24 protein-coding genes are annotated in these 20918 nt (G+C 65.1%); 14 read left to right on the top strand and 10 right to left on the bottom strand.

The window, feature by feature from the left end:
• The 8 genes from fdx to uvrB all read right to left on the bottom strand — a co-directional run bounded on the left by fdx (position 1) and on the right by uvrB (position 7683).
• Positions 1 to 339: an ISC system 2Fe-2S type ferredoxin gene (gene fdx, locus ACXJLH_RS01465; protein WP_056196904.1), complete on the bottom strand. Its 339-nt coding sequence runs from the start codon at positions 337 to 339 to the stop codon at positions 1 to 3.
• 8 nt (positions 340 to 347) lie between these two features.
• A complete protein-coding gene (hscA, locus tag ACXJLH_RS01460) occupies positions 348 to 2192 on the bottom strand; it encodes a Fe-S protein assembly chaperone HscA (RefSeq protein WP_457442230.1) in 1845 nt (614 codons plus the stop codon).
• Positions 2193 to 2197: 5 nt separating this feature from the next.
• On the bottom strand, positions 2198 to 2716 hold the full coding sequence (gene hscB, locus ACXJLH_RS01455; RefSeq protein WP_056196900.1) for a Fe-S protein assembly co-chaperone HscB: 519 nt from the start codon (positions 2714 to 2716) through the stop codon (positions 2198 to 2200).
• Positions 2717 to 2776: 60 nt separating this feature from the next.
• Complete coding sequence (gene iscA / locus ACXJLH_RS01450; RefSeq protein WP_056196898.1) at positions 2777 to 3100, bottom strand: iron-sulfur cluster assembly protein IscA; 324 nt, start codon at positions 3098 to 3100, stop codon at positions 2777 to 2779.
• Between the two features lies 1 nt (position 3101).
• Positions 3102 to 3488 (bottom strand): Fe-S cluster assembly scaffold IscU, encoded by a 387-nt coding sequence (iscU, locus tag ACXJLH_RS01445; protein WP_056196896.1) that lies wholly within the window; start codon positions 3486 to 3488, stop codon positions 3102 to 3104.
• A gap of 86 nt (positions 3489 to 3574) precedes the next feature.
• Positions 3575 to 4795 carry an IscS subfamily cysteine desulfurase gene (locus ACXJLH_RS01440; RefSeq protein ID WP_056196895.1) on the bottom strand — a complete coding sequence of 407 codons (1221 nt, stop codon included), beginning with the start codon at positions 4793 to 4795 and terminating at the stop codon, positions 3575 to 3577.
• A 27-nt stretch (positions 4796 to 4822) separates the two neighbouring features.
• Entirely contained in the window at positions 4823 to 5368 is a 546-nt protein-coding gene (gene iscR / locus ACXJLH_RS01435) for a Fe-S cluster assembly transcriptional regulator IscR (RefSeq protein ID WP_056196893.1), read from the bottom strand.
• Between the two features lie 185 nt (positions 5369 to 5553).
• On the bottom strand, positions 5554 to 7683 hold the full coding sequence (uvrB, locus tag ACXJLH_RS01430) for an excinuclease ABC subunit UvrB (RefSeq protein WP_457442229.1): 2130 nt from the start codon (positions 7681 to 7683) through the stop codon (positions 5554 to 5556).
• 127 nt (positions 7684 to 7810) lie between these two features.
• Here uvrB and ACXJLH_RS01425 point away from each other — a divergent pair, with 127 nt between their 5' ends.
• From ACXJLH_RS01425 to ACXJLH_RS01390, 8 genes are all read left to right on the top strand, one after another.
• Positions 7811 to 8998 (top strand): amino acid aminotransferase, encoded by a 1188-nt coding sequence (locus ACXJLH_RS01425; RefSeq protein ID WP_457390073.1) that lies wholly within the window; start codon positions 7811 to 7813, stop codon positions 8996 to 8998.
• A 131-nt stretch (positions 8999 to 9129) separates the two neighbouring features.
• Positions 9130 to 10449 carry a polyhydroxyalkanoate depolymerase gene (locus tag ACXJLH_RS01420; RefSeq protein ID WP_457442228.1) on the top strand — a complete coding sequence of 440 codons (1320 nt, stop codon included), beginning with the start codon at positions 9130 to 9132 and terminating at the stop codon, positions 10447 to 10449.
• Positions 10450 to 10456: 7 nt separating this feature from the next.
• Positions 10457 to 11101 carry an electron transport complex subunit RsxB gene (gene rsxB / locus ACXJLH_RS01415; RefSeq protein ID WP_457390072.1) on the top strand — a complete coding sequence of 215 codons (645 nt, stop codon included), beginning with the start codon at positions 10457 to 10459 and terminating at the stop codon, positions 11099 to 11101.
• A 10-nt stretch (positions 11102 to 11111) separates the two neighbouring features.
• Positions 11112 to 11753: an endonuclease III gene (gene nth / locus ACXJLH_RS01410; protein WP_056196885.1), complete on the top strand. Its 642-nt coding sequence runs from the start codon at positions 11112 to 11114 to the stop codon at positions 11751 to 11753.
• Between the two features lie 13 nt (positions 11754 to 11766).
• On the top strand, positions 11767 to 11976 hold the full coding sequence (locus ACXJLH_RS01405) for a hypothetical protein (RefSeq protein ID WP_025563979.1): 210 nt from the start codon (positions 11767 to 11769) through the stop codon (positions 11974 to 11976).
• Positions 11973 to 12260: a cell division protein ZapA gene (locus tag ACXJLH_RS01400; protein ID WP_056196881.1), complete on the top strand. Its 288-nt coding sequence runs from the start codon at positions 11973 to 11975 to the stop codon at positions 12258 to 12260. The genes ACXJLH_RS01405 and ACXJLH_RS01400 overlap by 4 nt, the downstream gene beginning before the upstream one ends.
• Positions 12261 to 12479: 219 nt before the next feature.
• Positions 12480 to 12938 carry an EVE domain-containing protein gene (locus tag ACXJLH_RS01395; protein WP_457354107.1) on the top strand — a complete coding sequence of 153 codons (459 nt, stop codon included), beginning with the start codon at positions 12480 to 12482 and terminating at the stop codon, positions 12936 to 12938.
• On the top strand, positions 12935 to 13747 hold the full coding sequence (locus ACXJLH_RS01390; protein ID WP_457442227.1) for a sulfite exporter TauE/SafE family protein: 813 nt from the start codon (positions 12935 to 12937) through the stop codon (positions 13745 to 13747). The genes ACXJLH_RS01395 and ACXJLH_RS01390 overlap by 4 nt, the downstream gene beginning before the upstream one ends.
• Here the strand turns inward: ACXJLH_RS01390 and ACXJLH_RS01385 are convergent.
• Positions 13744 to 14757, bottom strand: coding sequence for a GGDEF domain-containing protein (locus ACXJLH_RS01385; protein WP_157281491.1), 1014 nt, complete (start codon positions 14755 to 14757; stop codon positions 13744 to 13746). The two genes, ACXJLH_RS01390 and ACXJLH_RS01385, sit on opposite strands and share 4 nt — an antisense overlap.
• Positions 14758 to 14971: 214 nt before the next feature.
• On the opposite strand from ACXJLH_RS01385, the gene ACXJLH_RS01380 reads away from it, so the two are divergent.
• From ACXJLH_RS01380 to ACXJLH_RS01355, 6 genes are all read left to right on the top strand, one after another.
• Positions 14972 to 16189 carry an NAD(P)/FAD-dependent oxidoreductase gene (locus ACXJLH_RS01380; protein ID WP_457442226.1) on the top strand — a complete coding sequence of 406 codons (1218 nt, stop codon included), beginning with the start codon at positions 14972 to 14974 and terminating at the stop codon, positions 16187 to 16189.
• A 165-nt stretch (positions 16190 to 16354) separates the two neighbouring features.
• Positions 16355 to 16567 (top strand): 30S ribosomal protein S21, encoded by a 213-nt coding sequence (gene rpsU / locus ACXJLH_RS01375; protein ID WP_056196873.1) that lies wholly within the window; start codon positions 16355 to 16357, stop codon positions 16565 to 16567.
• Positions 16568 to 16674: 107 nt separating this feature from the next.
• Positions 16675 to 17121, top strand: a complete 447-nt coding sequence (locus tag ACXJLH_RS01370; RefSeq protein ID WP_056196868.1) for a GatB/YqeY domain-containing protein — start codon at positions 16675 to 16677, stop codon at positions 17119 to 17121.
• Positions 17122 to 17130: 9 nt separating this feature from the next.
• Positions 17131 to 17475 carry a TIGR01244 family sulfur transferase gene (locus ACXJLH_RS01365; RefSeq protein ID WP_457354115.1) on the top strand — a complete coding sequence of 115 codons (345 nt, stop codon included), beginning with the start codon at positions 17131 to 17133 and terminating at the stop codon, positions 17473 to 17475.
• 99 nt (positions 17476 to 17574) lie between these two features.
• Positions 17575 to 18183 carry a TRAP transporter small permease subunit gene (locus ACXJLH_RS01360; protein ID WP_457390068.1) on the top strand — a complete coding sequence of 203 codons (609 nt, stop codon included), beginning with the start codon at positions 17575 to 17577 and terminating at the stop codon, positions 18181 to 18183.
• The gene (locus tag ACXJLH_RS01355) at positions 18183 to 19742 is read left to right on the top strand and encodes a TRAP transporter large permease (RefSeq protein WP_457354121.1); all 1560 of its coding nucleotides are present in this window, start codon (positions 18183 to 18185) and stop codon (positions 19740 to 19742) included. Before ACXJLH_RS01360 ends, ACXJLH_RS01355 begins: the two co-directional genes overlap by 1 nt.
• Positions 19743 to 19819: 77 nt before the next feature.
• Here the strand turns inward: ACXJLH_RS01355 and ACXJLH_RS01350 are convergent, their stop codons facing one another.
• Positions 19820 to 20902, bottom strand: coding sequence for a TRAP transporter substrate-binding protein (locus ACXJLH_RS01350; RefSeq protein WP_056196858.1), 1083 nt, complete (start codon positions 20900 to 20902; stop codon positions 19820 to 19822).
• Positions 20903 to 20918: the final 16 nt, after the last annotated feature.

The raw sequence follows: 20918 nt of genomic DNA, 5'->3' as shown, positions 1-20918 counted from the left end.
TCACTTGCCTTCCTTGGCGTGGTTGATCGAGTACTTGGGAATCTCGACCGTCACATCCTGCTGGCGCAGCAGCGCCTGGCAGGACAGGCGCGAGTCGGGCTCCAGCCCCCAGGCGCGGTCGAGCATGTCCTCTTCGTCTTCTTCCATCTCGCTCAACGAACGGCCGCCTTCGCGCACGATGACGTGGCAGGTCGTGCAGGCGCAGACTTGATCGCAGGCGTGCTCGATGTGGATGTCGTTGGCCAGCAGGGCTTCGCAGATCGACGTGCCGGGCGTAGCGGTGATGCTGGCGCCGTCGGGGCAATACTCGGCGTGGGGAAGGATCTTGATGACGGGCATGTCAGTTCTCAAATCTGGTTGACGGCACGGCCGGTCAGCGCGCGGGCGATGGAGCGGTTCATGCGCTCGGCGGCAAAGCCTTCGGTCGCCTCGGCCAGCGCCTTGACGGCGGCGTCGATGGCGTCGGCATCGCCGTCCATCTTGGCCAGGTCCTTCAACCGCGCCTCCAGAGCGTCGCGTTCCGCCGCCGGCAGCAGGTCGCCATCGGCGGCCAGCGCGCTGCGCGTCGCGAGGACCATGCGCTCGGCCTCGACCTTGGCCTCGCGCAGCTTGCGCGCCGCCATGTCGCCCTCGGCGCTGGCAAAACCATCCTTCAGCATGTTGGCAATCTCGTCGTCGCCGAGGCCGTAGCTGGGCTTCACGGTGATGGCCGCCTGCACGCCCGAGGTCAGCTCCTCAGCCGATACGTTCAGCAATCCGTCGGCATCGACCTGGAAGCTGACGCGGATGCGCGCCGCGCCGGCCACCATGGGCGGGATGCCGCGCAGCTCGAAGCGCGCCAGCGACCGGCATTCGCTGACCAACTCGCGCTCGCCCTGCACAACGTGAATGGCGAGCGCCGTCTGGCCGTCCTTGAAGGTCGTGAAGTCCTGGGCCTTGGCGACGGGGATGGTCGAGTTGCGCTCGATGACTCGCTCAGTCAGGCCGCCCATGGTTTCAAGACCCAGCGACAGCGGGATCACGTCCAGCAGCAGGATCTCGCCATCGGCCGCGTTCCCGGCGAGCTGGTTGGCCTGGATGGCGGCACCCAGCGCGACGACCTCGTCGGGATTCAGGTTGGTCAGCACTTCGCGGCCGAACAGCTCGCCCACCGCGCGGCGCACGATGGGCATGCGCGTGGAGCCACCGACCATCACGGTGCCGGCCACGTCAGCCGCTTTCACCTTGGCGTCGCGCAGCACGCGTTTCACGGACGAAAGCGTCTTGGCGATCAGCGGTTGGGCCAATTGCTCGAACTGCTCGCGCGAAACGATCACGCGCAGTTCACCCGCGTCCAGCGCGGCGACCAATTCGGTCGAGTCAGCGTCAGACAGCGCCTCCTTGGCCGCACGTGCGGCGACGAGGACGGCGCGCTTGTCATGCGCAGATTCGACGACGCGATCGGCCAGCGCCCAGTCGGCCAGCACGCGGTCGAAGTCATCGCCGCCCAGAGCCGCATCTCCGCCGGTCGCGACGACCTCGAACACGCCGCGCGTCAGGCGCAGCAACGATATGTCGAAGGTGCCGCCACCCAGGTCGTAGACCGCGTACAAGCCTTCGCTGGCGTTGTCCAGGCCGTAGGCGATGGCAGCAGCGGTCGGCTCGTTGATGAGGCGCAATACCTTGAGGCCGGCCAGCTCGGCGGCGTCCTTGGTAGCCTGGCGCTGGGCGTCATCGAAGTAGGCCGGCACCGTGATGACGGCACCGAACAGGTCGTCGACAAAGCTGTCCTCGGCGCGAAAACGCAGCGTAGCCAGAATCTCGGCGGACACCTCGACCGGGCTCTTCACGCCGTCGCGCGTGGCGATGGCCAACATGCCGGGACGGTCCTCGAACTGGTAGGGCAGCTGCTCGCGGTTGGCCACGTCGGCCAGGCCGCGGCCCATGAAGCGCTTGACCGAAACGATGGTGTTCTCGGGGTCTTCGGCCTGGGCCGCGAGCGCGTCGGCGCCGATCTGGCGGCGGCCTTCTGGCAGGTAGCGCACGGCGGACGGCAGGATGACCCTGCCCTGCTCGTCGGGCAGGCATTCGGCCACGCCGTGGCGAACGGAGGCGACGAGTGAATGCGTCGTGCCGAGGTCGATGCCCACGGCGATGCGGCGCTGGTGCGGGTCGGGCGACGCGCCGGGTTCGGAGATTTGGAGAAGAGCCATGGTGTTCAGGCATCCAGCGCGGCGAGGCGCTGGTCGATATCGGCACGGAAGCGCTGGATGAACATCAGCGCGCGGACCTGGGATGCGGCAGCCGGCGCGTCGCCGGCTTCGTCGAGCAGACGCTGCACGGTGGCAAGCGCAGAGGTTTCGGCTTGCGCCGCGTCGTCGTCCAGTGCCTGGAGGGCGGCTTCGCCGTCGGCGTCGTCAAGCGATTCGCGCCATTCCATCTGCTGCATCAGGAAGGCCGCGGGCATCTGCGTGTTGTTCTCGGCTTGAACCGGCGCACCACGCAGCTCGCACAGATAGGCGGCGCGCCTGAGCGGGTCGCGCAGACGCTGGTGGGCCTCGTTGACACGCATGGCCCACTGCATGGCCAGGCGCTGGGCGGCAGCGCCTTCCGACGCAAAGCGATCCGGGTGGACCTCGGCCTGTAGCGACTTCCAGCGTGCATCGATGTCGGCGCGCACCTGGGCCTGCTGCTCAGGCAGGCCGAAGAGCTGGAAATCGTTGTCGGTCAGGCGCATGGCAGAGTGGAAAAGCAAAAGGCGCGGTTCACACCGCGCCTGTCGTCGAGTCAGCGAGTTTCAGACACGGAAGGACTCGCCGCAGCCGCACTTGTCTTTCTCGCGCGGGTTGCGGAACTTGAAGCCTTCGTTGAGGCCTTCGCGGACGAAGTCCAGCTCGGTGCCGTCAAGGTAAGGCAGGCTCTTGGGGTCGATGAGGATCTTGACCTCATGGCCCTCGAAGATCACATCCTCGGGCGCCACCTCATCGGCGTATTCCAGCTTGTAGGCCAGGCCCGAGCAGCCGGTCGTTTTCACGCCCAGCCGCACGCCCACGCCCTTGCCGCGCTTGGCGATGTAGCGCTTGACGTGGCGGGCTGCGGCTTCGGTCAGCGTGACGGACATGTCAGTTGGCGTGCTTGGCGCGGTAGTCGTCCACCGCGGCCTTGATGGCGTCTTCGGCCAGGATGGAGCAGTGGATCTTGACCGGCGGCAGCGCCAGCTCTTCGGCGATGTGCGTGTTCTTGATCGTCAGCGCCTGATCCAGCGTCTTGCCCTTGACCCATTCGGTCACGAGCGAGCTGGAGGCGATGGCCGAGCCGCAGCCATAGGTCTTGAACTTGGCGTCCTCGATGAGGCCGGTCGCCGGGTTGACCTTGATCTGCAGCTTCATCACGTCGCCGCAGGCGGGCGCGCCGACCATGCCGGTGCCGATGTCGTCATCGCCGTTGTCGAACTTGCCGACGTTGCGGGGGTTCTCGTAGTGGTCAACGACCTTTTCGCTGTATGCCATGGTGTTCTCCTTCTAGGTTGCCAAGGGGCTTGCAAGCCCCTTGGCCTGCCCACCGCGGACGACAGTCCGCAGTGGACTGTCGTCCGTCAGTGGGCAGCCCACTGGATGGTCGAGATGTCGATGCCGTCCTTGTACATGTCCCAAAGCGGGGACAGTTCGCGCAGCTTGGCCACGCGGTCGGTCAGCACGCTGATCGCGTAGTCGATTTCTTCTTCGGTCGTGAAACGGCCGATGGTCATGCGCAGCGAACTGTGCGCCAGCTCGTCGCTGCGGCCCAGTGCGCGCAGCACATAGCTGGGCTCCAGGCTCGCCGACGTGCAAGCCGAGCCCGACGACACCGCCAGGCCCTTGACGCCCATGATCAGCGACTCGCCCTCGACGTAATTGAACGAGATGTTCAGGTTGTGCGGCACGCGGTGCTCGAGGTCACCGTTGATGAAGGTCTGCTCGATACCGGACAGGCCCTTGATCAGCTTGTTGTGCAGTGCGCGGATGCGTTCGCTCTCGGCGCCCATTTCCTCGCGGGCGATACGGAAGGCCTCGCCCATGCCGACGATCTGGTGCACGGGCAGCGTGCCGGAGCGCATGCCGCGCTCGTGGCCACCGCCGTGCATCTGCGCTTCCAGGCGGATGCGCGGCTTGCGGCGCACGTAGAGAGCGCCGATGCCCTTGGGGCCGTAGCTCTTGTGCGAGGCCAAGCTCATCAGGTCAATGGGCAGCTTGGCCATATCGATAGCGACCTTGCCGGTGGCCTGCGCCGCGTCGACGTGGAAGATGACGCCGCGCTCGCGGCACAGGTTGCCCAACGCGACCACGTCCTGGATGACGCCGATCTCGTTGTTGACGTACATGACCGAGGCCAGGATGGTGTCCGGGCGCAATGCCGCCTTGAACACTTCCAGATCCAACAGACCGTTTTCCTGCACATCGAGGTAGGTCACCTCAAAGCCCTGACGCTCCAGCTCACGCATCGTGTCGAGCACGGCCTTGTGCTCGGTCTTGACGGTGATCAGGTGCTTGCCGCGCGTCTTGTAGAACTGCGCGGCGCCCTTGAGTGCCAGGTTGTTGGACTCGGTCGCGCCGGACGTCCAGACGATCTCGCGCGGGTCGGCGCCGATCAACTCGGCCACCTGCACGCGCGCCTTCTCGACCGCCTCTTCCGCTTCCCAGCCCCAGGCGTGGCTGCGGGACGCCGGGTTGCCGAAGTGCTCGCGCAACCAGGGAATCATCGCGTCCACCACGCGGGGATCGCACGGCGTCGTCGCGCCGTAGTCGAGGTAGATCGGGAAGTGCGGGGTCATGTCCATGGAACGACTTCTTTTGAGTTCTTGGTCTTACTTGCTGAATGCGCCACCGAGATTGCCACCCAGGGCAAAGACCGAGTTCGGCGCCGTGACGCGGATGGGCTTGAGCACCGGCTGGCTGGAGATGGCGCGCTTGACCGGCGCCGCCTCGACCTCGAAGCCCTTGGCCAGTTGCTCATCGGCGAGCTTGCGCAGGGAGACGGAATCGAGGTACTCGATCATCTTGGCGTTCAGATTGGTCCAGAGTTCATGGGTGATGCAGCGGCCGCTGTCCTCGCCCATGCAGTTTTCCTTGCCGCCGCAGCCGGTGGCGTCCAGCGCCTCGTCCACGGCGACGATGATGTCGGCCACGGTGATGTTCTCGGCCTTGCGGCCCAGCGAATAACCGCCACCCGGGCCACGGGTGCTTTCCACCAGTTCATGGCGACGCAGCTTGCCGAAGAGCTGCTCCAGGTAGGAGAGCGAAATCTGCTGCCGTTGGCTGATCGCCGCCAGGGCCACGGGGCCTGTATTCTCGCGCAGCGCCAGGTCCAGCATCGCGGTGACTGCAAACCGGCCTTTGGTAGTGAGACGCATAAAAACTCCTTAGCGAGTGGCACGACCAGGATTTGTCCTGGACAAATGATTTCGGGTTAACCCGGCACGCCCAGACAATACCCGAGCGAATCATTTCCGATGATTTTACTCGACTACTCGGCCACTTCCTATGGCCGCCAGGTATCCCTAGGTTTCGGCAGGTTTTTTGCTGCGGCGCAGCAGCTTCAGCGAACTGGACCTGCCTTTCGAGCACTGTCCAGGGGCACGATGTTGTCGTGCACGCGGGCGCCGAAGGCCTGCTCGCGCAGTTGAGCCAGTTGATCGCGCATCCGCGCAGCCTGTTCGAACTCCAGGTTGCGGGCGTGTTCCAGCATCTGCTTTTCGAGCTGGGCGATACGTTTGGCCAGATCCTTCTCGGACAAGTCCTCGACCTTGGCCGCTGCCAGCAATTTGGCATCGTCTCGGCCGGATTCGGCCGAATAGACGCCGTCGATCAAATCCTTGATGCGCTTTTGCACGCTGCGGGGCGTGATGCCGTTTTCCTCGTTGAAGGCGATCTGCCTGGCGCGCCGGCGTTCGGTCTCGCCAATGGCCTTGCGCATCGACTCGGTGATGCGGTCGCCGTACAGGATGGCCTTGCCGTTCAGGTTGCGCGCGGCCCGGCCGATGGTCTGGATCAGGCTGCGCTCGGCGCGCAGGAAGCCTTCCTTGTCGGCATCCAGGATGGCGACAAGCGACACCTCGGGGATGTCCAGCCCCTCGCGCAGCAGGTTGATGCCCACCAGCACGTCGAAAGCGCCCAGTCGCAGGTCGCGCAGGATCTCGACACGCTCCACCGTGTCCACGTCGGAGTGCAGATAGCGCACCTTGACGCCGTTGTCGCTGAGGTAGTCGGTCAGTTGCTCAGCCATGCGCTTGGTCAGGGTCGTGATCAACACGCGCTCATGCACCTCGACACGCAGGCGGATCTCCTGAAGCACGTCGTCGACCTGATGAGTGGCCGGCCGGACCTCGACGAGGGGGTCAACCAGGCCCGTCGGCCGCACGACCTGCTCGACGACCTGACCCGCGTTGTCCTGCTCGTACTGCGCCGGCGTGGCCGACACAAAGATGGCCTGACGCATCTTGCGTTCGAACTCGGCAAACTTCAGCGGCCGGTTGTCCAAGGCGGACGGCAGGCGAAAGCCGTATTCCACCAGCGTCGTCTTGCGCGCCCGGTCACCGTTGTACATGCCGCCGAACTGGCCGATCAGCACGTGGCTCTCGTCCAGGAACATGAGGGCGTCCTTGGGCAGGTAGTCCACCAGCGTCGGCGGCGGGTCGCCCGGCTGGGCGCCGGACAGGTGGCGCGTGTAGTTCTCAATGCCTTTGCAGTGGCCCACCTCCTGCAACATCTCCAGGTCGAAGCGCGTGCGCTGCTCGACGCGCTGCGCCTCCACCAGCTTGCCCTCCTTGACGAAGAAATCAACGCGCTCGCGCAACTCCGCCTTGATCGCGTCGGTGGCCGCCAGCACGCGGTCGCGCGGCGTCACGTAATGGCTGCTCGGGTAAACGGTGAAGCGCGGGATCTTCTGGCGGATCTGCCCCGTGAGAGGGTCAAACAGCGACAGCGCCTCGATCTCGTCGTCGAAGAGTTCGATGCGGATGGCCAGCTCCGAGTGTTCGGCCGGGAATACATCGATGGTGTCGCCGCGCACGCGGAAATGCCCGCGCACGAACTCCATTTCGTTGCGGGTGTACTGCATGCGGATCAGGTGGGCGATGACGTCGCGCTGGCCCATCTTGTCGCCCACGCGCAGCGTCATCACCATCTGGTGGTAGTCGCTCGGATTGCCGATGCCGTAGATGGCCGATACGGACGCCACGATGATCACGTCGCGCCGCTCCAACAGGCTCTTGGTGCACGAAAGCCGCAGTTGCTCGATGTGCTCGTTGATCGCGCTGTCCTTCTCGATGAAAAGGTCGCGCTGCGGCACATAAGCCTCGGGCTGGTAATAGTCGTAATAGCTGACGAAGTACTCGACGGCGTTGTTCGGAAAGAAGTCCCGGAACTCACTGTAGAGCTGGGCCGCCAGCGTCTTGTTGGGAGCAAAGACGATGGCCGGGCGCCCCAAGCGGGCGATGACATTGGCCATCGTGAAGGTCTTGCCCGAACCGGTGACGCCCAGCAGGGTCTGGTAGCTGAGGCCGTCGTTGATGCCTTCGATGAGCTTGGCAATGGCGGTCGGCTGATCCCCCGCCGGCGGGAAAGGCTGGAACAGCTGGAACGGCGAGCCTTCGAAGCTGACGAATTCGCCCTTGCGTTCCTCCGAGTCACTTTCTGGACCGGACATGACGTTCAAGGCTTCTTGCATGGGGAATTCCCTGGGTTCGGCGGCAAAATTGCTGCGCTGCATTGCTGCAATGCAGAAGCGGTCAGGTTAGCGCAGACCCTGATTCTTCAAGCCTCCCCTCCTGCCAACGTCCCTTCAGGAACCCGCCATGTCTTTGTTCGCCGATGTCGCCCTTGCTCCCCGTGACCCCATCCTCGGCCTGAACGAGCAGTTCAACGCCGACACCCGCCCCGGCAAGGTCAATCTCGGCGTTGGCGTCTACTACGACGAAGCCGGCAAGCTGCCGCTGTTGAAATGCGTCCGCGAAGCCGAGGCCGCCATGGCCGCCGCCCCCAAGCCGCGCGGCTACCTCCCCATTGATGGCATTGCCGCTTATGACAAGGCCGTTCAGAAGCTGGTCTTCGGCTCCGAACTGAAGAACGTCGCCACCGTGCAGGCCCTGGGCGGCACCGGCGCGCTGAAGATCGGCGCCGACTTCCTGAAGCAGCTCAACCCCGCCTCCAAGGTGCTGATCTCCGACCCGAGTTGGGAGAACCACCGCGCCCTGTTCACCCAGGCCGGCTTCACGGTCGAGGCCTACCCCTACTACGACGCGGCCAAGAAGGGCATCAACTTCGACGGCATGTTGGCCGCGCTGAATGCCGCACCCGCCGGCACCGTCGTCGTGCTGCACGCCTGCTGTCACAACCCGACCGGCTATGACATCACGGCCGAGCAGTGGGCCCAGGTCGTCGCCGCCGTCAAGGCCAAGGGCCTGACGCCCTTCCTCGATATGGCCTACCAGGGCTTCGGCTTCGGCCTGAAGGAAGATGGCGAGGCGGTGCGCCAGTTCATGGCCGCCGGTGTCGGTTTCTTCGTGTCCACCAGCTTCTCCAAGAGCTTCTCGCTGTACGGCGAACGCTGCGGCGCGTTGAGCGTGGTTTGCAGCAGCGACGAGGAAGCCGTGCGCGTGCTGTCGCAGCTGAAGATCATGATCCGCACCAACTACTCCAACCCGCCCACGCATGGTGCCCAGGTCGTCGCCCAGGTGCTGTCCGACGACAAGCTGCGCGCGCTTTGGGAAGAGGAGCTGGCCGGCATGCGTGTGCGCATCAAGGCCATGCGCGGCGCGCTGGTCGCCGCGTTGAAAGCTGCCGGCGTGACCCAAGACCTGTCCTTCGTCACTGAGCAACTGGGTATGTTCAGCTACTCGGGCTTGAACGCCACCCAGATGCAGCGTCTGCGCAGCGAGTTCGGCGTCTATGGCGTGGACTCTGGCCGCATCTGTGTCGCCGCACTGAATGAGGGCAATCTGCCCACCGTCGCCAGCGCGATGGCGGCGGTCATCAAGGGCTGAAAACCCTTCAATGCACCAGCCAAGTGCGCAGGATTGGCGGTTTGACCGCCCATCCGATGCTGCAGCGCACAAGGCCGAAAGCGTTTTCTGGCACCATCGGGGCGTCCCGGCCCCTAGTTCAAGGTTTGCCAATGCTGTATCAGTTCTTCGAAACCCAGCGCGCGCTGCTCAGTCCCTTCTCTGAGTTCGCAGCCGCGTCGGCCAAGCTCTACAGCCACCCGCTGTCACCGTTCACCCACACGCCGATGGCGCAGCGCCTGTCTGCCGGCCTGGACCTGATGCATCGGCTGGCCAAGGACTACGAGAAGCCTGAGTTCGACATCAAGTCCGTGGAGGTCGACGGCGTCGACGTCGCGGTGCAGGAGCTGGTGGCGCTCGAGAAGCCCTTCTGCCGCCTGCTGCGCTTCAAGCGTTACACCGACGATCTCAAGGTGCTGGCCAAGATGAAGGACCAGCCCACGGTGCTGGTCGTGGCGCCGCTGTCCGGCCACCACAGCACGCTGCTGCGCGAAACCGTCAAGCAACTGCTGAAGGACCACAAGGTCTACATCACCGACTGGACCGACGCGCGCATGGTGCCGCTCGAAGTCGGCCCCTTCCACCTGGACGACTACATCCACTACGTGCAGGAGTTCATCCGCCACGTCGGCGGCGCCGACGGCCATGTGATCTCCGTCTGCCAGCCCACCGTGCCTGTGCTGGCTGCCATCTCGCTGATGGCCAGCGCCGGTGAAGCCACGCCGCGCAGCATGACCATGATGGGTGGCCCCATCGACGCCCGCAAGAGCCCGACGGCAGTCAACAACCTGGCCATGAACCGCAGCTACAGCTGGTTCGAGAACAACGTCATCTACCGCGTACCGACCAACTTCCCGGGCGCCGGCCGCGAGGTCTACCCGGGCTTCCTGCAGCACACCGGCTTCGTTGCGATGAATCCGGATCGCCACCTGTCGTCGCACTACGACTACTTCCTGGACCTGGTGCGCGGCGACGATGACAGCGCTGAAGCCCACCGCAAGTTCTACGACGAATACAACGCCGTACTCGACATGCCGGCCGAGTACTACCTCGACACCATCAAGACCGTCTTCCAGGACTTCGCCCTCGTCAACGGCACCTGGGCAGTCGACGGCCACTTCGTGCGCCCGCAGGACATCAAGACCACCGCGCTGCTGACTGTCGAGGGCGAGCTGGACGACATCTCCGGCGCCGGTCAGACCAAGGCCGCACACGACATCTGCTCGGGTGTTGCCAAGCAGCACCAGTACCACTACGACGCCATTGGCGCCGGCCATTACGGCATCTTCTCGGGCCGCCGCTGGCGCGAGAAGGTCTATCCCGAAGTGCGCGACTTCATCGCCAAATACGAAGCTGCGCCGCTAAAGAAGACGGCCAAGGTGGCGGTGGCCAAGACCACAGCCAAGCCGGCGGCCCGCAAGCGAAAGGCTTGAATCCAGCGTGAACCTCGCGGAGCTGATCGACGCCGCACTGCCGCAGACCCAATGCACTCGCTGCGGTTACCCGGACTGCCGCCGCTACGCCGACGCCATCACCGCGGGTGAGGCCGAGATCAACCAATGCCCTCCTGGCGGTGCAGAGGGCATTGCACGACTCGCCGCGATCACCGGGCGCCCTGCCCTGCCATTGAATCCCGTCAACGGCATTGAAGCCACGCGTGGCGTCGCCGTCATCGACGAAGCCTGGTGCATCGGCTGCACCCTCTGCATCAAGGCCTGCCCGGCCGACTGCATCGTCGGGGCACCCAAGGCCATGCACGTGATTGTCACTGCTCAGTGCACCGGCTGCGAACTGTGCGTACCGGCCTGCCCGGTCGACTGCATCTCCATGCCCGAGGTCACCACTGCCACCGGCTGGGCGGCCTGGAGCCCGCCGCAGGCCGACGAGGCGCGCGAGCGCTACGCCTTTCGCCAGTTCCGCCGCCATCGCGAAGCCGAAGAGAACGCAGCGCGCCTGGTTGTCAAGGCCGAAGCCAAGCTGGCGGACCTGCCGGCGGCATCTGCGATCACCGACCCCGCGCAGCTCGACCGCAAGCGCGCGGCCATTGAAGCCGCGCTTGCCCGCGCCAGGGCCAAACGGACATGACAATCGCGGCATGAACGCGAGCCAAGTCGAACGCTTCTTCGCCATCCTCAAGGCTGCCAACCCGGCGCCCCAGACCGAACTGGAGTTCACCAGCGTCTTCGAGTTGCTGACCGCCGTGCTGCTGTCCGCCCAGGCCACCGACGTGGGTGTCAACAAGGCCACCAGGCGCCTGTTCGCGGTTGCCAACACACCCGCGCAGATCCTCGCCCTTGGCCAGGAAGGCCTCGAGTCGTACATCAAAACCATCGGCCTGTACCGCAGCAAGGCAAGGCATCTGCTGCAGACCTGCCGCATGCTGATCGACCTGCATGGTGGCGAAGTGCCACGCTCACGCCCCGATCTCGAAGCCTTGCCTGGTGTCGGCCGCAAGACGGCCAACGTCGTGCTCAACGTTGCTTTTGGCGAGCCGACGATGGCGGTTGACACGCACATCTTCCGCGTCAGCAACCGCACCGGCCTCGCACCAGGCAAGACGCCGCTGGCCGTCGAGTTGGGCTTGCTGGACCGCGTGCCAACAGACTATCTGGTTGACGCCCATCACTGGCTGATCCTGCACGGCCGCTATGTCTGCCAGGCGCGCAAGCCGCTGTGCAATGTTTGCGCGGTCATCAACGAATGCGACTACGGCCGGAACCTAAAATCCGCCGCCTGAACCCTCACACGCCATGGCCCAACTCAGCGACCTCACCGAACGCGTCGAACGCCTGCTGCTGCGCCACGACGAGTTGACCCGAACCAACACCCTGCTGCTCGAGCAGGTGGCGGCCCTCACGCAAGAGCGCGACAGCCTGCGCTCGCGGCTGAATGCGGCGCGAGCGCGCGTCGATGCGCTGCTGGAGCGCCTGCCCGTCGAGACGCCCAAGGAAGACGCATGAAGCAGATGGAAGTGACCATCATGGGCCAGAGCTATCTGCTCGGCTGCCCCGAAGGCGGCGAGGCTGCATTGAGCTCCGCCGTGGCCCAGGTGGACCGCGAGATGAGCGCCATCCGCGACGCCGGCAAGGTCAAGGCACGCGAACGCATCGCCGTATTGGCCGCGCTGAACCTGGCCTACCAGCTCGCCGACACCTCGCGTGAGACGCCGGTGTCAACGCCCGAAATCGATACCCTCGTCAAGCGCCTGGATGAAGCACTCGGTCACGACGGGCAGCTGCTCTAAGACTTAGAATTCACGCCGTCCACCGCTTTCCCCGGGGCTTTATTTCCTTCATCCGATGCTCTATGAGCAAGGGCTTGGAACATGCCGGACGGGCGTGATCGTCTCGCGTCAGATGAACCCGAAGTCCGGCTGACCTCGCCCACCTGATTACCCCTGGGTGTTCAGGATCTCGGCCCCCCGGATTGCGGTGGACACCTTCTTCCCGCTTAGCATCAGCTGATGAACTACTGGCTGATGAAATCAGAGCCCGACGAGGCTTCGATCCTCGACCTGCAACGCGCCGGCACTTTGCCATGGACGGGCGTCCGCAACTACCAGGCGCGCAACTTCATGCGCGACGACATGCAGGTGGGCGATGGCGTGCTCTTCTATCACTCCTCCTGCCCCGAGCCGGGCATCGCCGGCCTCGCCGAGGTCAGCAGCGCGGCCTATCCGGATGCGACGCAGTTCGACGCGGGCAGCCATTACTACGACTCCAAGTCCAAGCCCGAGGCACCGCGCTGGGTCCATGTTGACGTGCGCTGGCGCGAGACGACGCGGTTGCTGAGCCTGAAGGAAATGCGCGAGGCGCCGGAGCTCGCGTCGATGCGCGTGTTGGAGCGCGGCAGCCGGCTGTCGATCACGCCGGTCACGCCGGCCGAATGGCAAGCCGTGTTGAAGCGCCTGCACGGCAAATGACAGCCACCCTCGCCGCGGAACTGCTCGCACTCGGCCTCGCGGCTGGCTTCCTCGCGGGATTGCTCGGCATCGGCGGCGGCATGCTGATGGTGCCCATCCTGACCTTCATCCTGAGCCAGCGCGGCGTCGAGCCGGGCCTGGCGGTCAAGATGGCCATCGCGACGTCCATGGCCACCATCATGTTCACGTCGCTGTCCAGCGTGCGCGCCCATCACCAGCGCGGCGCGGTGCGCTGGGATCTCGTCAAGGGCTTGGCGCCCGGCATCCTCATCGGCGGCCTGCTGGCGGGTGCCGGCCTGTTCGCCCTTCTCAAAGGCGCCTGGCTGGCCTTGGTCTTCGCCGCATTCGTCAGCTTTTCGGGTTGGCAGATGCTGCGCAACAAGCGCCCGGCGCCCAGCCGGCAGATGCCTGGCACGACCGGCCAGTTCAGTGCGGGCGCGGGAATCGGCCTGCTTTCAGGCATGGTGGGGGCTGGTGGCGGCTTTGTCAGCGTGCCCTTCATGGTCTGGTGCAATGTGCCGGTGCACCTCGCCGTCGCGACAAGCGCCGCCCTGGGCTTCCCGATCGCGGTCGCGAACACGCTCGGCTACGTCATTGGCGGTTGGGGGCTGACGCCGGCCCTGCCGGGATCGGTGGGCTACCTCTATCTGCCAGCGCTGGCGTTGATTGCCGTGGCCAGCGTGACGATGGCACCGCTCGGCGCGCGCGCGGCCCATGCCATGGACGTGGCTCAGCTGAAAAGGGTCTTCGCGATGCTGTTGTTCGCGCTCGCGGCCTACATGCTCTACAAGGGGCTGTCGGAGCTTTAGCCGAAGGCAATGGACGCCAGCACGACCTGGTTGCCACCGCGGCGCTGCGCCTCGTGCACAGCTGCTTCGCTGGCGGCCATCAGCTCGTCCTGGCGCGAGGCGGTATGCGGGAAGCTGGACACGCCCATCGAGATGGACAAGCCCAGGTCCTGGCCATTCAACACGACGATCTGGGCCGCGCACTGGCGGCGCAGTTGCTCCATGCGTGCATGGGCCGTCGCCAGGCCCACGCCGGACAGCAGCACCGCAAAGCGTTGCGGCCCGATGCGGCAGGCCGAGTCCATCGCCCGCGTGTTGGCGCGCAGCATGCGACCGATGCCCTCGAGCAGGCGCTGCTGGGCGTCATCACCCAGGCCGGTGATGGCCGGCGAGGCATCCAACGCAATGATGACGAGGGCGAACTCACGATGCTCGCGCGAAGAAAGGTCGATCTCGCGCAGCAACTGGTCGTCGAACTGGGCCCGCATGTAGAGGCCCGAAACATCGTCCCGCCCCGAGCCCTGCTGCAGCTCGCGGCGGATCTGCTCGATGGAGGACTGCTGCTGCTCGATCTGGGCCAGGGCGCGCTGCAGATGGGCCTCTCGGTGGCGCTCCTCGGTGCGCTCATGCCATACCGAGAGCAGGAAGTCGGCACTCAGGGCCAGCCGGGTGACGCTGAACTCGCGGCGACGGCTGTTGATTTCCAGCTTGTGCTCGCTGACGACCGGGTGACGCTGGGCCATGACCGTCTGCTCGACACGACGCAAGGCCGTCGTCTCGTCGGCCTTGAGCAACTCGGCGTCCGTGTGGCCGACCACCGCTTCACGCTCGAACATCTGCGCCAGGCCCGTGCTCGCAAATACGTATCGGCCGGTGGACATCGCCTTGATCGCCGCCTGGCTGCCCAGGGGCTCGATCAACGAGATGAGGCCGGCCAGTGTCTCGCCGCCCAGTTCTCCGTGGCCTGCCAGCCAATGCGCCAAGCTGCCGGGCGGCGGCTGCATCGCGGTCTGGTCAGCGGTCATGTCCATGAGATCGTTGTGATGCCATCGTGTATTCGCGGCGCAATGCCGCGAATACCAAAGGTGTCGGGGGACTGTAGTGGGGCCAAAGCAGCACCAGCAAGGCCGTGCCACCCCATGAATCGGGCCTCCCCCCTAGAAGACCCTTTTGCTACCCGGCGTGAATCCTAACGAGTTTCGATGCGCCCACCCACGACAATGCCGCCCCATTCACGGGAGGTCTATGCGGGGATTCGATGCGGTGGTGGTGGGCGCGGGGGCGGCAGGGCTGTTCTGTGCTGGCCTGGCGGGCCAGCGGGGTCTCAAGGTGCTGCTGATCGACCACTCGCCCAAGCTGGCCGAAAAAATTCGTATCTCGGGCGGCGGCCGGTGCAATTTCACGAATCGTGAGGCCGGGCCGGCCAATTTCCTGTCCGAAAACCCCGCCTTCTGCCGCTCAGCCCTGGCCCGCTACACCCCGCAGGACTTCATCAAGCTTGTGCAGGGCTATGGCATCGCCTTCCACGAGAAGCACAAGGGCCAGTTGTTCTGCGACGACTCCGCTGAGCAGATCATCCAGATGTTGGTCAAGGAATGCGAGGCGGGTGGCGTGACGCGCTGGCAGCCCTGCACGGTGGCGGACGTGCGCAGGCTGCCCGAAGGTGGCTTCGAGTTGGACACCAGCCAGGGTCCGGTGCTGGCGCCGCGCGTCGTCGTCGCGACCGGCGGGCTGCCTGTGCCCAAGATCGGCGCCAGCGACTGGGGCCTGCGACTGGCCAAGCGCTTCGAGCACGCCATCGTGGAGCCGCGCCCGGCGCTGGTGCCTCTGACCTTCGATGCGGACGCCTGGGCACCCTTCGCCGCCCTGGCCGGGTTGTCGTTGCCAGTGGAAGTCAGCGTTGGCAGTGGCAAAGCGCGCATGCGGTTCCTTGAAGACCTGCTGTTCACACATCGTGGTCTCAGCGGCCCGGCCATCCTGCAGATCTCAAGCTACCGCGCCGATGATCAGGCGCTGCAGCTCAATCTGGCGCCCGACCTCCAACTGGAGAAGGAACTTGTCCAGGCCAAGGCCACCTCACGCCGCCAACTCGGCAACGAATTTGCGTCCCGCCTGCCGCAGCGCCTGGCGGCCGCCTGGCTGGAGCGCGCAAACCTGGACGCCACCAAACCGCTGCCCGACTGCCGCGACGCCGACCTGCAGCGCCTGGGCCGAAGCGTGCACGATTGGCAGTTGATGCCCAACGGCGACGAGGGTTGGCGCAAGGCCGAAGTCATGCGCGGTGGCGTCAGCACCAAGGAACTGAGTTCGCAAACGCTCGAGAGCAAGCGCGTCCCGGGCCTGTATTTCATCGGTGAAGTCGTGGACGTGACCGGCTGGCTGGGCGGCTACAACTTTCAATGGGCGTGGGCCAGTGCAGCTGCCTGCGCCCGGGCCATGGCGGACACCGCCACAACAGCTTGAGCGAATCTTGGCAAGTCGTTGATTTTCTGGCTACAATCCCCGGCTTTGCTGGCAAACCTGCGCGTCGATTCGCTGCACTTCTCGAAGAAGACTCAAGAGAAGCAGTAATCCGGAACCTGCTGCTGATCCCAGCCGCGAACACCGAGCGCAATCTGAAGGAAATAAATGACCACCATCCGCGTCAAGGAAAACGAGCCGTTCGACGTCGCCCTGCGTCGCTTCAAGCGCACCATCGAGAAACTGGGTCTGCTGACCGAACTTCGCGCCCGCGAGTTCTACGAGAAGCCCACCGCCGAGCGCAAGCGCAAGAAGGCTGCCGCCGTCAAGCGCCATTACAAGCGTGTGCGCAGCATGCAGCTGCCCAAGAAGCTGTTCTGATCGTCTCTGACGCGACCCGGGGCCTGTTTGCATAACAGCTCCGGTTGACACCAAAACCCGCCACAGGACGCTGTCGCGGGTTTTTGTTTTTTCATACCCTCTACGCCATGAGCCTCAAAGACCGCATCACCGAAGACATGAAGGCCGCGATGCGCGCCAAGGAAGCCGATCGTCTGTTGACCATCCGTGGCCTGCTGGCCGCCGTGAAGCAGAAGGAAGTGGACGAGCGCGTCGTCGTGGACGACACGGCCCTGGTGGCCATCGTCGACAAGCTGATCAAGCAGCGCAAGGACTCGATCAGTCAGTTCGCCGCCGCCGGCCGCGACGACCTCGTTGCCAAGGAAACCGCCGAGCTGGCGGTGCTGCAGGCCTATCTGCCTGAGCGCCTGTCGGCCGAGGCTGTGGCCGAAAAGGTGGCCGCCATCGTGGCCGAACTGGGCGCGAGCGGCCCGGGCGACATGGGTAAGGTCATGGCGGCCGCCAAGGCCGCACTCAGCGGCGTAGCCGAAATGAGCACGGTCTCAAGCGCGGTCAAGGCCGCGTTGGCCAAGTAAGGAGCCGCCATGAGCCTGCCGATGCAAGCCATCGCCCCCGACATCTGCGCCGCCCCTCAGCTGACGCCCGAAGCCATGGCCGAAGCGGCGGCGATGGGCTTCAAGAGCGTCGTCAACAACCGGCCCGATTTCGAGCACGGCCCCGACCAGCCGACCTCGGCAGCCATTCAAGCTGCCGCTGAAGCTGCAGGCCTGGCGTATCGCCACCTGCCGGTGGCCGGCGGCTACCAGTCGCCCGAGGAGATTGCGGCCTTCGCCGATCTGCTGGCCGAACTACCGCGGCCGCTGCTGGTCTTCTGCCGCTCCGGTGCCCGATCGACTCGCCTGTTCATGCAAGCCCAGCAACTGGGCTGAACCCCCTCGGGGCTTACCCTGAACGACGGCTGAATGAAGCCGACGCCCCCCAAGCGGTCGCTACATTGGCGGCCGCTTCGCTTTTCTCCTGCCCAGCCCATGAACGCCCTGCTCTCCCTTGCGCGGCGCATCGACAGCCTGAACGACCGCTTCGGCAAGATTGCCGCCTGGGCCGTGCTGCTGTCCTGCTTCATCAGCGCCGCCAACGCCGTCGTCCGCTACGGGCTGGACTACAGCTCCAACTCCTTCCTCGAGATCCAGTGGTATCTGTTCGCCACCTGCGTCATGCTGGGCGCGGCCCAGGTGCTCCGACTCAACGAGCATGTGCGTGTGGACCTGGTCTACAGCCGGCTGACCGGCCACGGCAAGGTTTATGTCGACCTGTTCGGCCTCGTCGTCTTCCTGATGCCGGTCATCTGCTACATGGCCTGGCTGTCCTGGGGCCTGTTCGTCGTCAAGCTCAGCACCGGCATGAGCGCCAGTGACTCGGTCGCCAGCCTCGGCTTCATGGGCTATGTCACCAAGCTGCTGACCTCGGGCGAGGTGTCGAGCAATGCCGGCGGCCTGATCCGCTGGCCGGCCGTGCTGGTGCTGCCCCTGGGCTTCGCGCTCGTTGCGCTGCAGGGCGTGGCCGAAATCATCAAGCGCGTGGCCTGGCTCGCGCACAAGTTCGACATGGACATCCACTACGAGAGGCCCCTGCAATGATCTCGATGGAGAGCTTCCCGCCGCTGATGTTCGCGGGGCTGATCGTGATCATGCTGATCGGCTTCCCCGTCGCGTTCTCGCTGGCAGCACTCGGCCTGGCCTGCGGTTTCTTCGCGGTGAGCCAGGGCTGGTTCCCGCCGGAGTTCATGAGCGCGCTGCCGCAGAACGTCTTCGGCATCCTGTCCAACGACCTGCTGCTGGCCATTCCCTTCTTCACGCTGATGGGCTCGCTGCTGGAAAAATGCGGCCTCGCGGAGGACATGCTCGACTCCATGGGCCAGCTGTTCGGCCCGGTGCGCGGCGGCCTGGGCTATTCGGTCATCATCGTCGGCTTCATCCTGGGTGCCATCACCGGCACCGTCGCGGGCCAGGTCATCGCGATGGCGATGATCTCGCTGCCGGTCATGATGCGCTACGGCTACAACATGCGCTACGCGACCGGCGTGCTGGCCGCGTCGGGCACGATCACGCAGCTGGTGCCGCCGTCGCTGGTACTGGTCGTGCTGGCGGACCAACTCGGCCGCTCCGTGGGCGACATGTACAAGGGCGCCTGGGGCCCGTCCATCCTGCAGGTGCTGATCTTTGCGCTCTACACCTTCGTGCTGAGCCGTGTGAAGCCGGACCACGTACCCGGTGTTCCCAAGGAAGCGCGCACGCTGCAAGGCTGGGCACTGTGGAAGAAGTGTTTGCGCGGCATCGTTCCGTCGGCCGTGCTGATCTTTGCCGTGCTCGGCTCCATGGGCGGCCTGCCCGGCATCAACACGGCCATCTGCACGCCGACCGAGGCCGGTGCGATGGGTGCGGTCGGCGCCTTCATCCTGGCCGGCCTGCACAAGCGCCTGAACTGGCCGCTGATCAAGGAGACCATGCTCGGCACCATGCGCATCACGGCCATGGTGGTCTTCATCCTGATCGGCTCGCGCACCTTCTCGCTGGTGTTCCAGGGCGTCGAAGGCGGGCGCTGGATCGAGCACATGTTGAGCGACCTGCCGGGCGGCCAGATCGGCTTCCTGATCGTCGTCAACCTGTTCATCTTCTTCCTGGCCTTCTTCCTCGACTTCTTCGAGATCGCCTTCATCATCCTGCCGCTGCTCGGGCCGGTGGCCGAGAAGATGGGCATCGACCTCGTCTGGTTCGGCGTCATGCTGTGCGTGAACATGCAGACCAGCTTCATGCACCCGCCGTTCGGCTTTGCGCTGTTCTATCTGCGCGGCATCTCGGACACGCTGTTCAAGAACGGCTCGATCCCGAAGAAGGTGCTGTCCAGCGACATCTACATGGGCTCCATCCCCTGGGTGTTCATGCAGCTCATCCTCGTCGCCATCGTCATCTTCTTCCCGCAGACCGTGACCGTCTTTCTCGACAAGGAGAAGGCAGTGGACCTGAACCAGGCGTCGGAGCTGTTGCAGCAGATGGGCGGCCACGACAAGCCCGCTGACATGAGCTCGGACGATGCGAGCAAGCTGTTCGCCCCTGAACCAGCGGCGTCAGGTGCCAGCGCGCCCGCGGATGACGGCGACGCCGTGCGGCGTGCCCTGGAGGACGCGGCGAAGAAGTAGGCACTCCGGGAGGCACTCCGGGCCGCCAACGAAAAAGCCCCGCATCGCGGGGCTTTGCCTTTGCTGCGGCGCGAGGCTTACAGCTTCTGCGCCTGCATGAAGTCGTCAAAGCCGGCTTCCGAGAAGCGGAACCAGAGGTTCTGGTCGCGACGGAAGTTGGAAAAATCCTCGTAGACCTTCTTCCAGTTCGGGTTCTTGGCCGACAGCTCGGCGTAGATGCCCATGGATTCCTTGAACGCGGCGTCCATCACGTCCTTGGGGAAGCGGAACAACTTGGTGCCCGAACCCACCAGCTGCTTCAGCGCGCCGGGGTTCTTGGCGTCGTACTTGGCCTGCATGTCGATATGCGCCATTGCAGATGCTGCTTCGACCACGGCCTTGTACTCGGCCGACAAACCCTCGTACGCCTTGGTGTTGATGAAGAAGTCCAGCTGCGGGCCGCCTTCCCACCAGCCGGGGTAGTAGTAGTTGGGCGCGACCTTGTTGAAGCCCAGCTTCTGGTCGTCATAGGGGCCAACCCACTCGGCCGCGTCGATGGTGCCCTTTTCCAGCGCCGAATAGATCTCGCCACCGGCGATCTGCTGCGGCACAGCACCCATGCGCTCCATCACGCGGCCAGCGAAGCCGCCGATGCGGATCTTCAGGCCCTTGATGTCGGCGACGCTCTTGATCTCCTTGCGATACCAGCCGCCCATCTGTGCGCCGGTGTTGCCGCCGAGGAAGTTGATGATGTTGTAGTTGCGATAGAACTCGCGCATCAGCTTCAGGCCGTTGCCCTCCACCATCCAGGCCGTCATCTGGCGGCTGTTCAGGCCGAAGGGGATGGCGCAGCCCAGCGCGAAGGTCTCGTCCTTGCCGAAGAAGTAGTAGGGCGCCGTGTGCGCGATCTCGACGGTGGCGTTCTGCACCGCGTCAACCACCTGCAGCGCCGGCACGATCTCGCCGCCAGCATGCACGGAGATCTGGAACTTGCCGCCGGTCATCTCGGAGACCTTCTTCGCGAACACGTCTGCGGCGCCAAAGATGGTGTCCAGCGACTTCGGGAAGCTCGATGCGAGGCGCCAGCGCACCTGCGCCTGGGCATGCACGACGGCCGGGGCGGCACCTGCCGCCAGCACGCCAGCCAGGCCGGCGTGGCGCACGAAGGAACGACGTTCCATGGTCATTGAAGTCTCC

The organism is Roseateles sp. P5_E4, from assembly GCF_054049255.1.
The sequence above is the reverse complement of the archived record's forward strand: the minus strand, read 5'-3'. Positions and strand labels throughout refer to the sequence as shown.

Bases quoted from the DNA above. Each gene is read 5' to 3' on its own strand.
- fdx (WP_056196904.1), bottom strand. From the start codon at position 339: ATGCCCGTCATCAAGATCCTTCCCCACGCCGAGTATTGCCCCGACGGC.
- hscA (WP_457442230.1), bottom strand. From the start codon at position 2,192: ATGGCTCTTCTCCAAATCTCCGAACCCGGCGCGTCGCCCGACCCGCAC.
- hscB (WP_056196900.1), bottom strand. From the start codon at position 2,716: ATGCGCCTGACCGACAACGATTTCCAGCTCTTCGGCCTGCCTGAGCAG.
- iscA (WP_056196898.1), bottom strand. From the start codon at position 3,100: ATGTCCGTCACGCTGACCGAAGCCGCAGCCCGCCACGTCAAGCGCTAC.
- iscU (WP_056196896.1), bottom strand. From the start codon at position 3,488: ATGGCATACAGCGAAAAGGTCGTTGACCACTACGAGAACCCCCGCAAC.
- ACXJLH_RS01440 (WP_056196895.1), bottom strand. From the start codon at position 4,795: ATGGACATGACCCCGCACTTCCCGATCTACCTCGACTACGGCGCGACG.
- iscR (WP_056196893.1), bottom strand. From the start codon at position 5,368: ATGCGTCTCACTACCAAAGGCCGGTTTGCAGTCACCGCGATGCTGGAC.
- uvrB (WP_457442229.1), bottom strand. From the start codon at position 7,683: ATGCAAGAAGCCTTGAACGTCATGTCCGGTCCAGAAAGTGACTCGGAG.
- ACXJLH_RS01425 (WP_457390073.1), top strand. From the start codon at position 7,811: ATGTCTTTGTTCGCCGATGTCGCCCTTGCTCCCCGTGACCCCATCCTC.
- ACXJLH_RS01420 (WP_457442228.1), top strand. From the start codon at position 9,130: ATGCTGTATCAGTTCTTCGAAACCCAGCGCGCGCTGCTCAGTCCCTTC.
- nth (WP_056196885.1), top strand. From the start codon at position 11,112: ATGAACGCGAGCCAAGTCGAACGCTTCTTCGCCATCCTCAAGGCTGCC.
- ACXJLH_RS01405 (WP_025563979.1), top strand. From the start codon at position 11,767: ATGGCCCAACTCAGCGACCTCACCGAACGCGTCGAACGCCTGCTGCTG.
- ACXJLH_RS01400 (WP_056196881.1), top strand. From the start codon at position 11,973: ATGAAGCAGATGGAAGTGACCATCATGGGCCAGAGCTATCTGCTCGGC.
- ACXJLH_RS01395 (WP_457354107.1), top strand. From the start codon at position 12,480: ATGAACTACTGGCTGATGAAATCAGAGCCCGACGAGGCTTCGATCCTC.
- ACXJLH_RS01390 (WP_457442227.1), top strand. From the start codon at position 12,935: ATGACAGCCACCCTCGCCGCGGAACTGCTCGCACTCGGCCTCGCGGCT.
- ACXJLH_RS01385 (WP_157281491.1), bottom strand. From the start codon at position 14,757: ATGGACATGACCGCTGACCAGACCGCGATGCAGCCGCCGCCCGGCAGC.
- ACXJLH_RS01380 (WP_457442226.1), top strand. From the start codon at position 14,972: ATGCGGGGATTCGATGCGGTGGTGGTGGGCGCGGGGGCGGCAGGGCTG.
- rpsU (WP_056196873.1), top strand. From the start codon at position 16,355: ATGACCACCATCCGCGTCAAGGAAAACGAGCCGTTCGACGTCGCCCTG.
- ACXJLH_RS01370 (WP_056196868.1), top strand. From the start codon at position 16,675: ATGAGCCTCAAAGACCGCATCACCGAAGACATGAAGGCCGCGATGCGC.
- ACXJLH_RS01365 (WP_457354115.1), top strand. From the start codon at position 17,131: ATGAGCCTGCCGATGCAAGCCATCGCCCCCGACATCTGCGCCGCCCCT.
- ACXJLH_RS01360 (WP_457390068.1), top strand. From the start codon at position 17,575: ATGAACGCCCTGCTCTCCCTTGCGCGGCGCATCGACAGCCTGAACGAC.
- ACXJLH_RS01350 (WP_056196858.1), bottom strand. From the start codon at position 20,902: ATGGAACGTCGTTCCTTCGTGCGCCACGCCGGCCTGGCTGGCGTGCTG.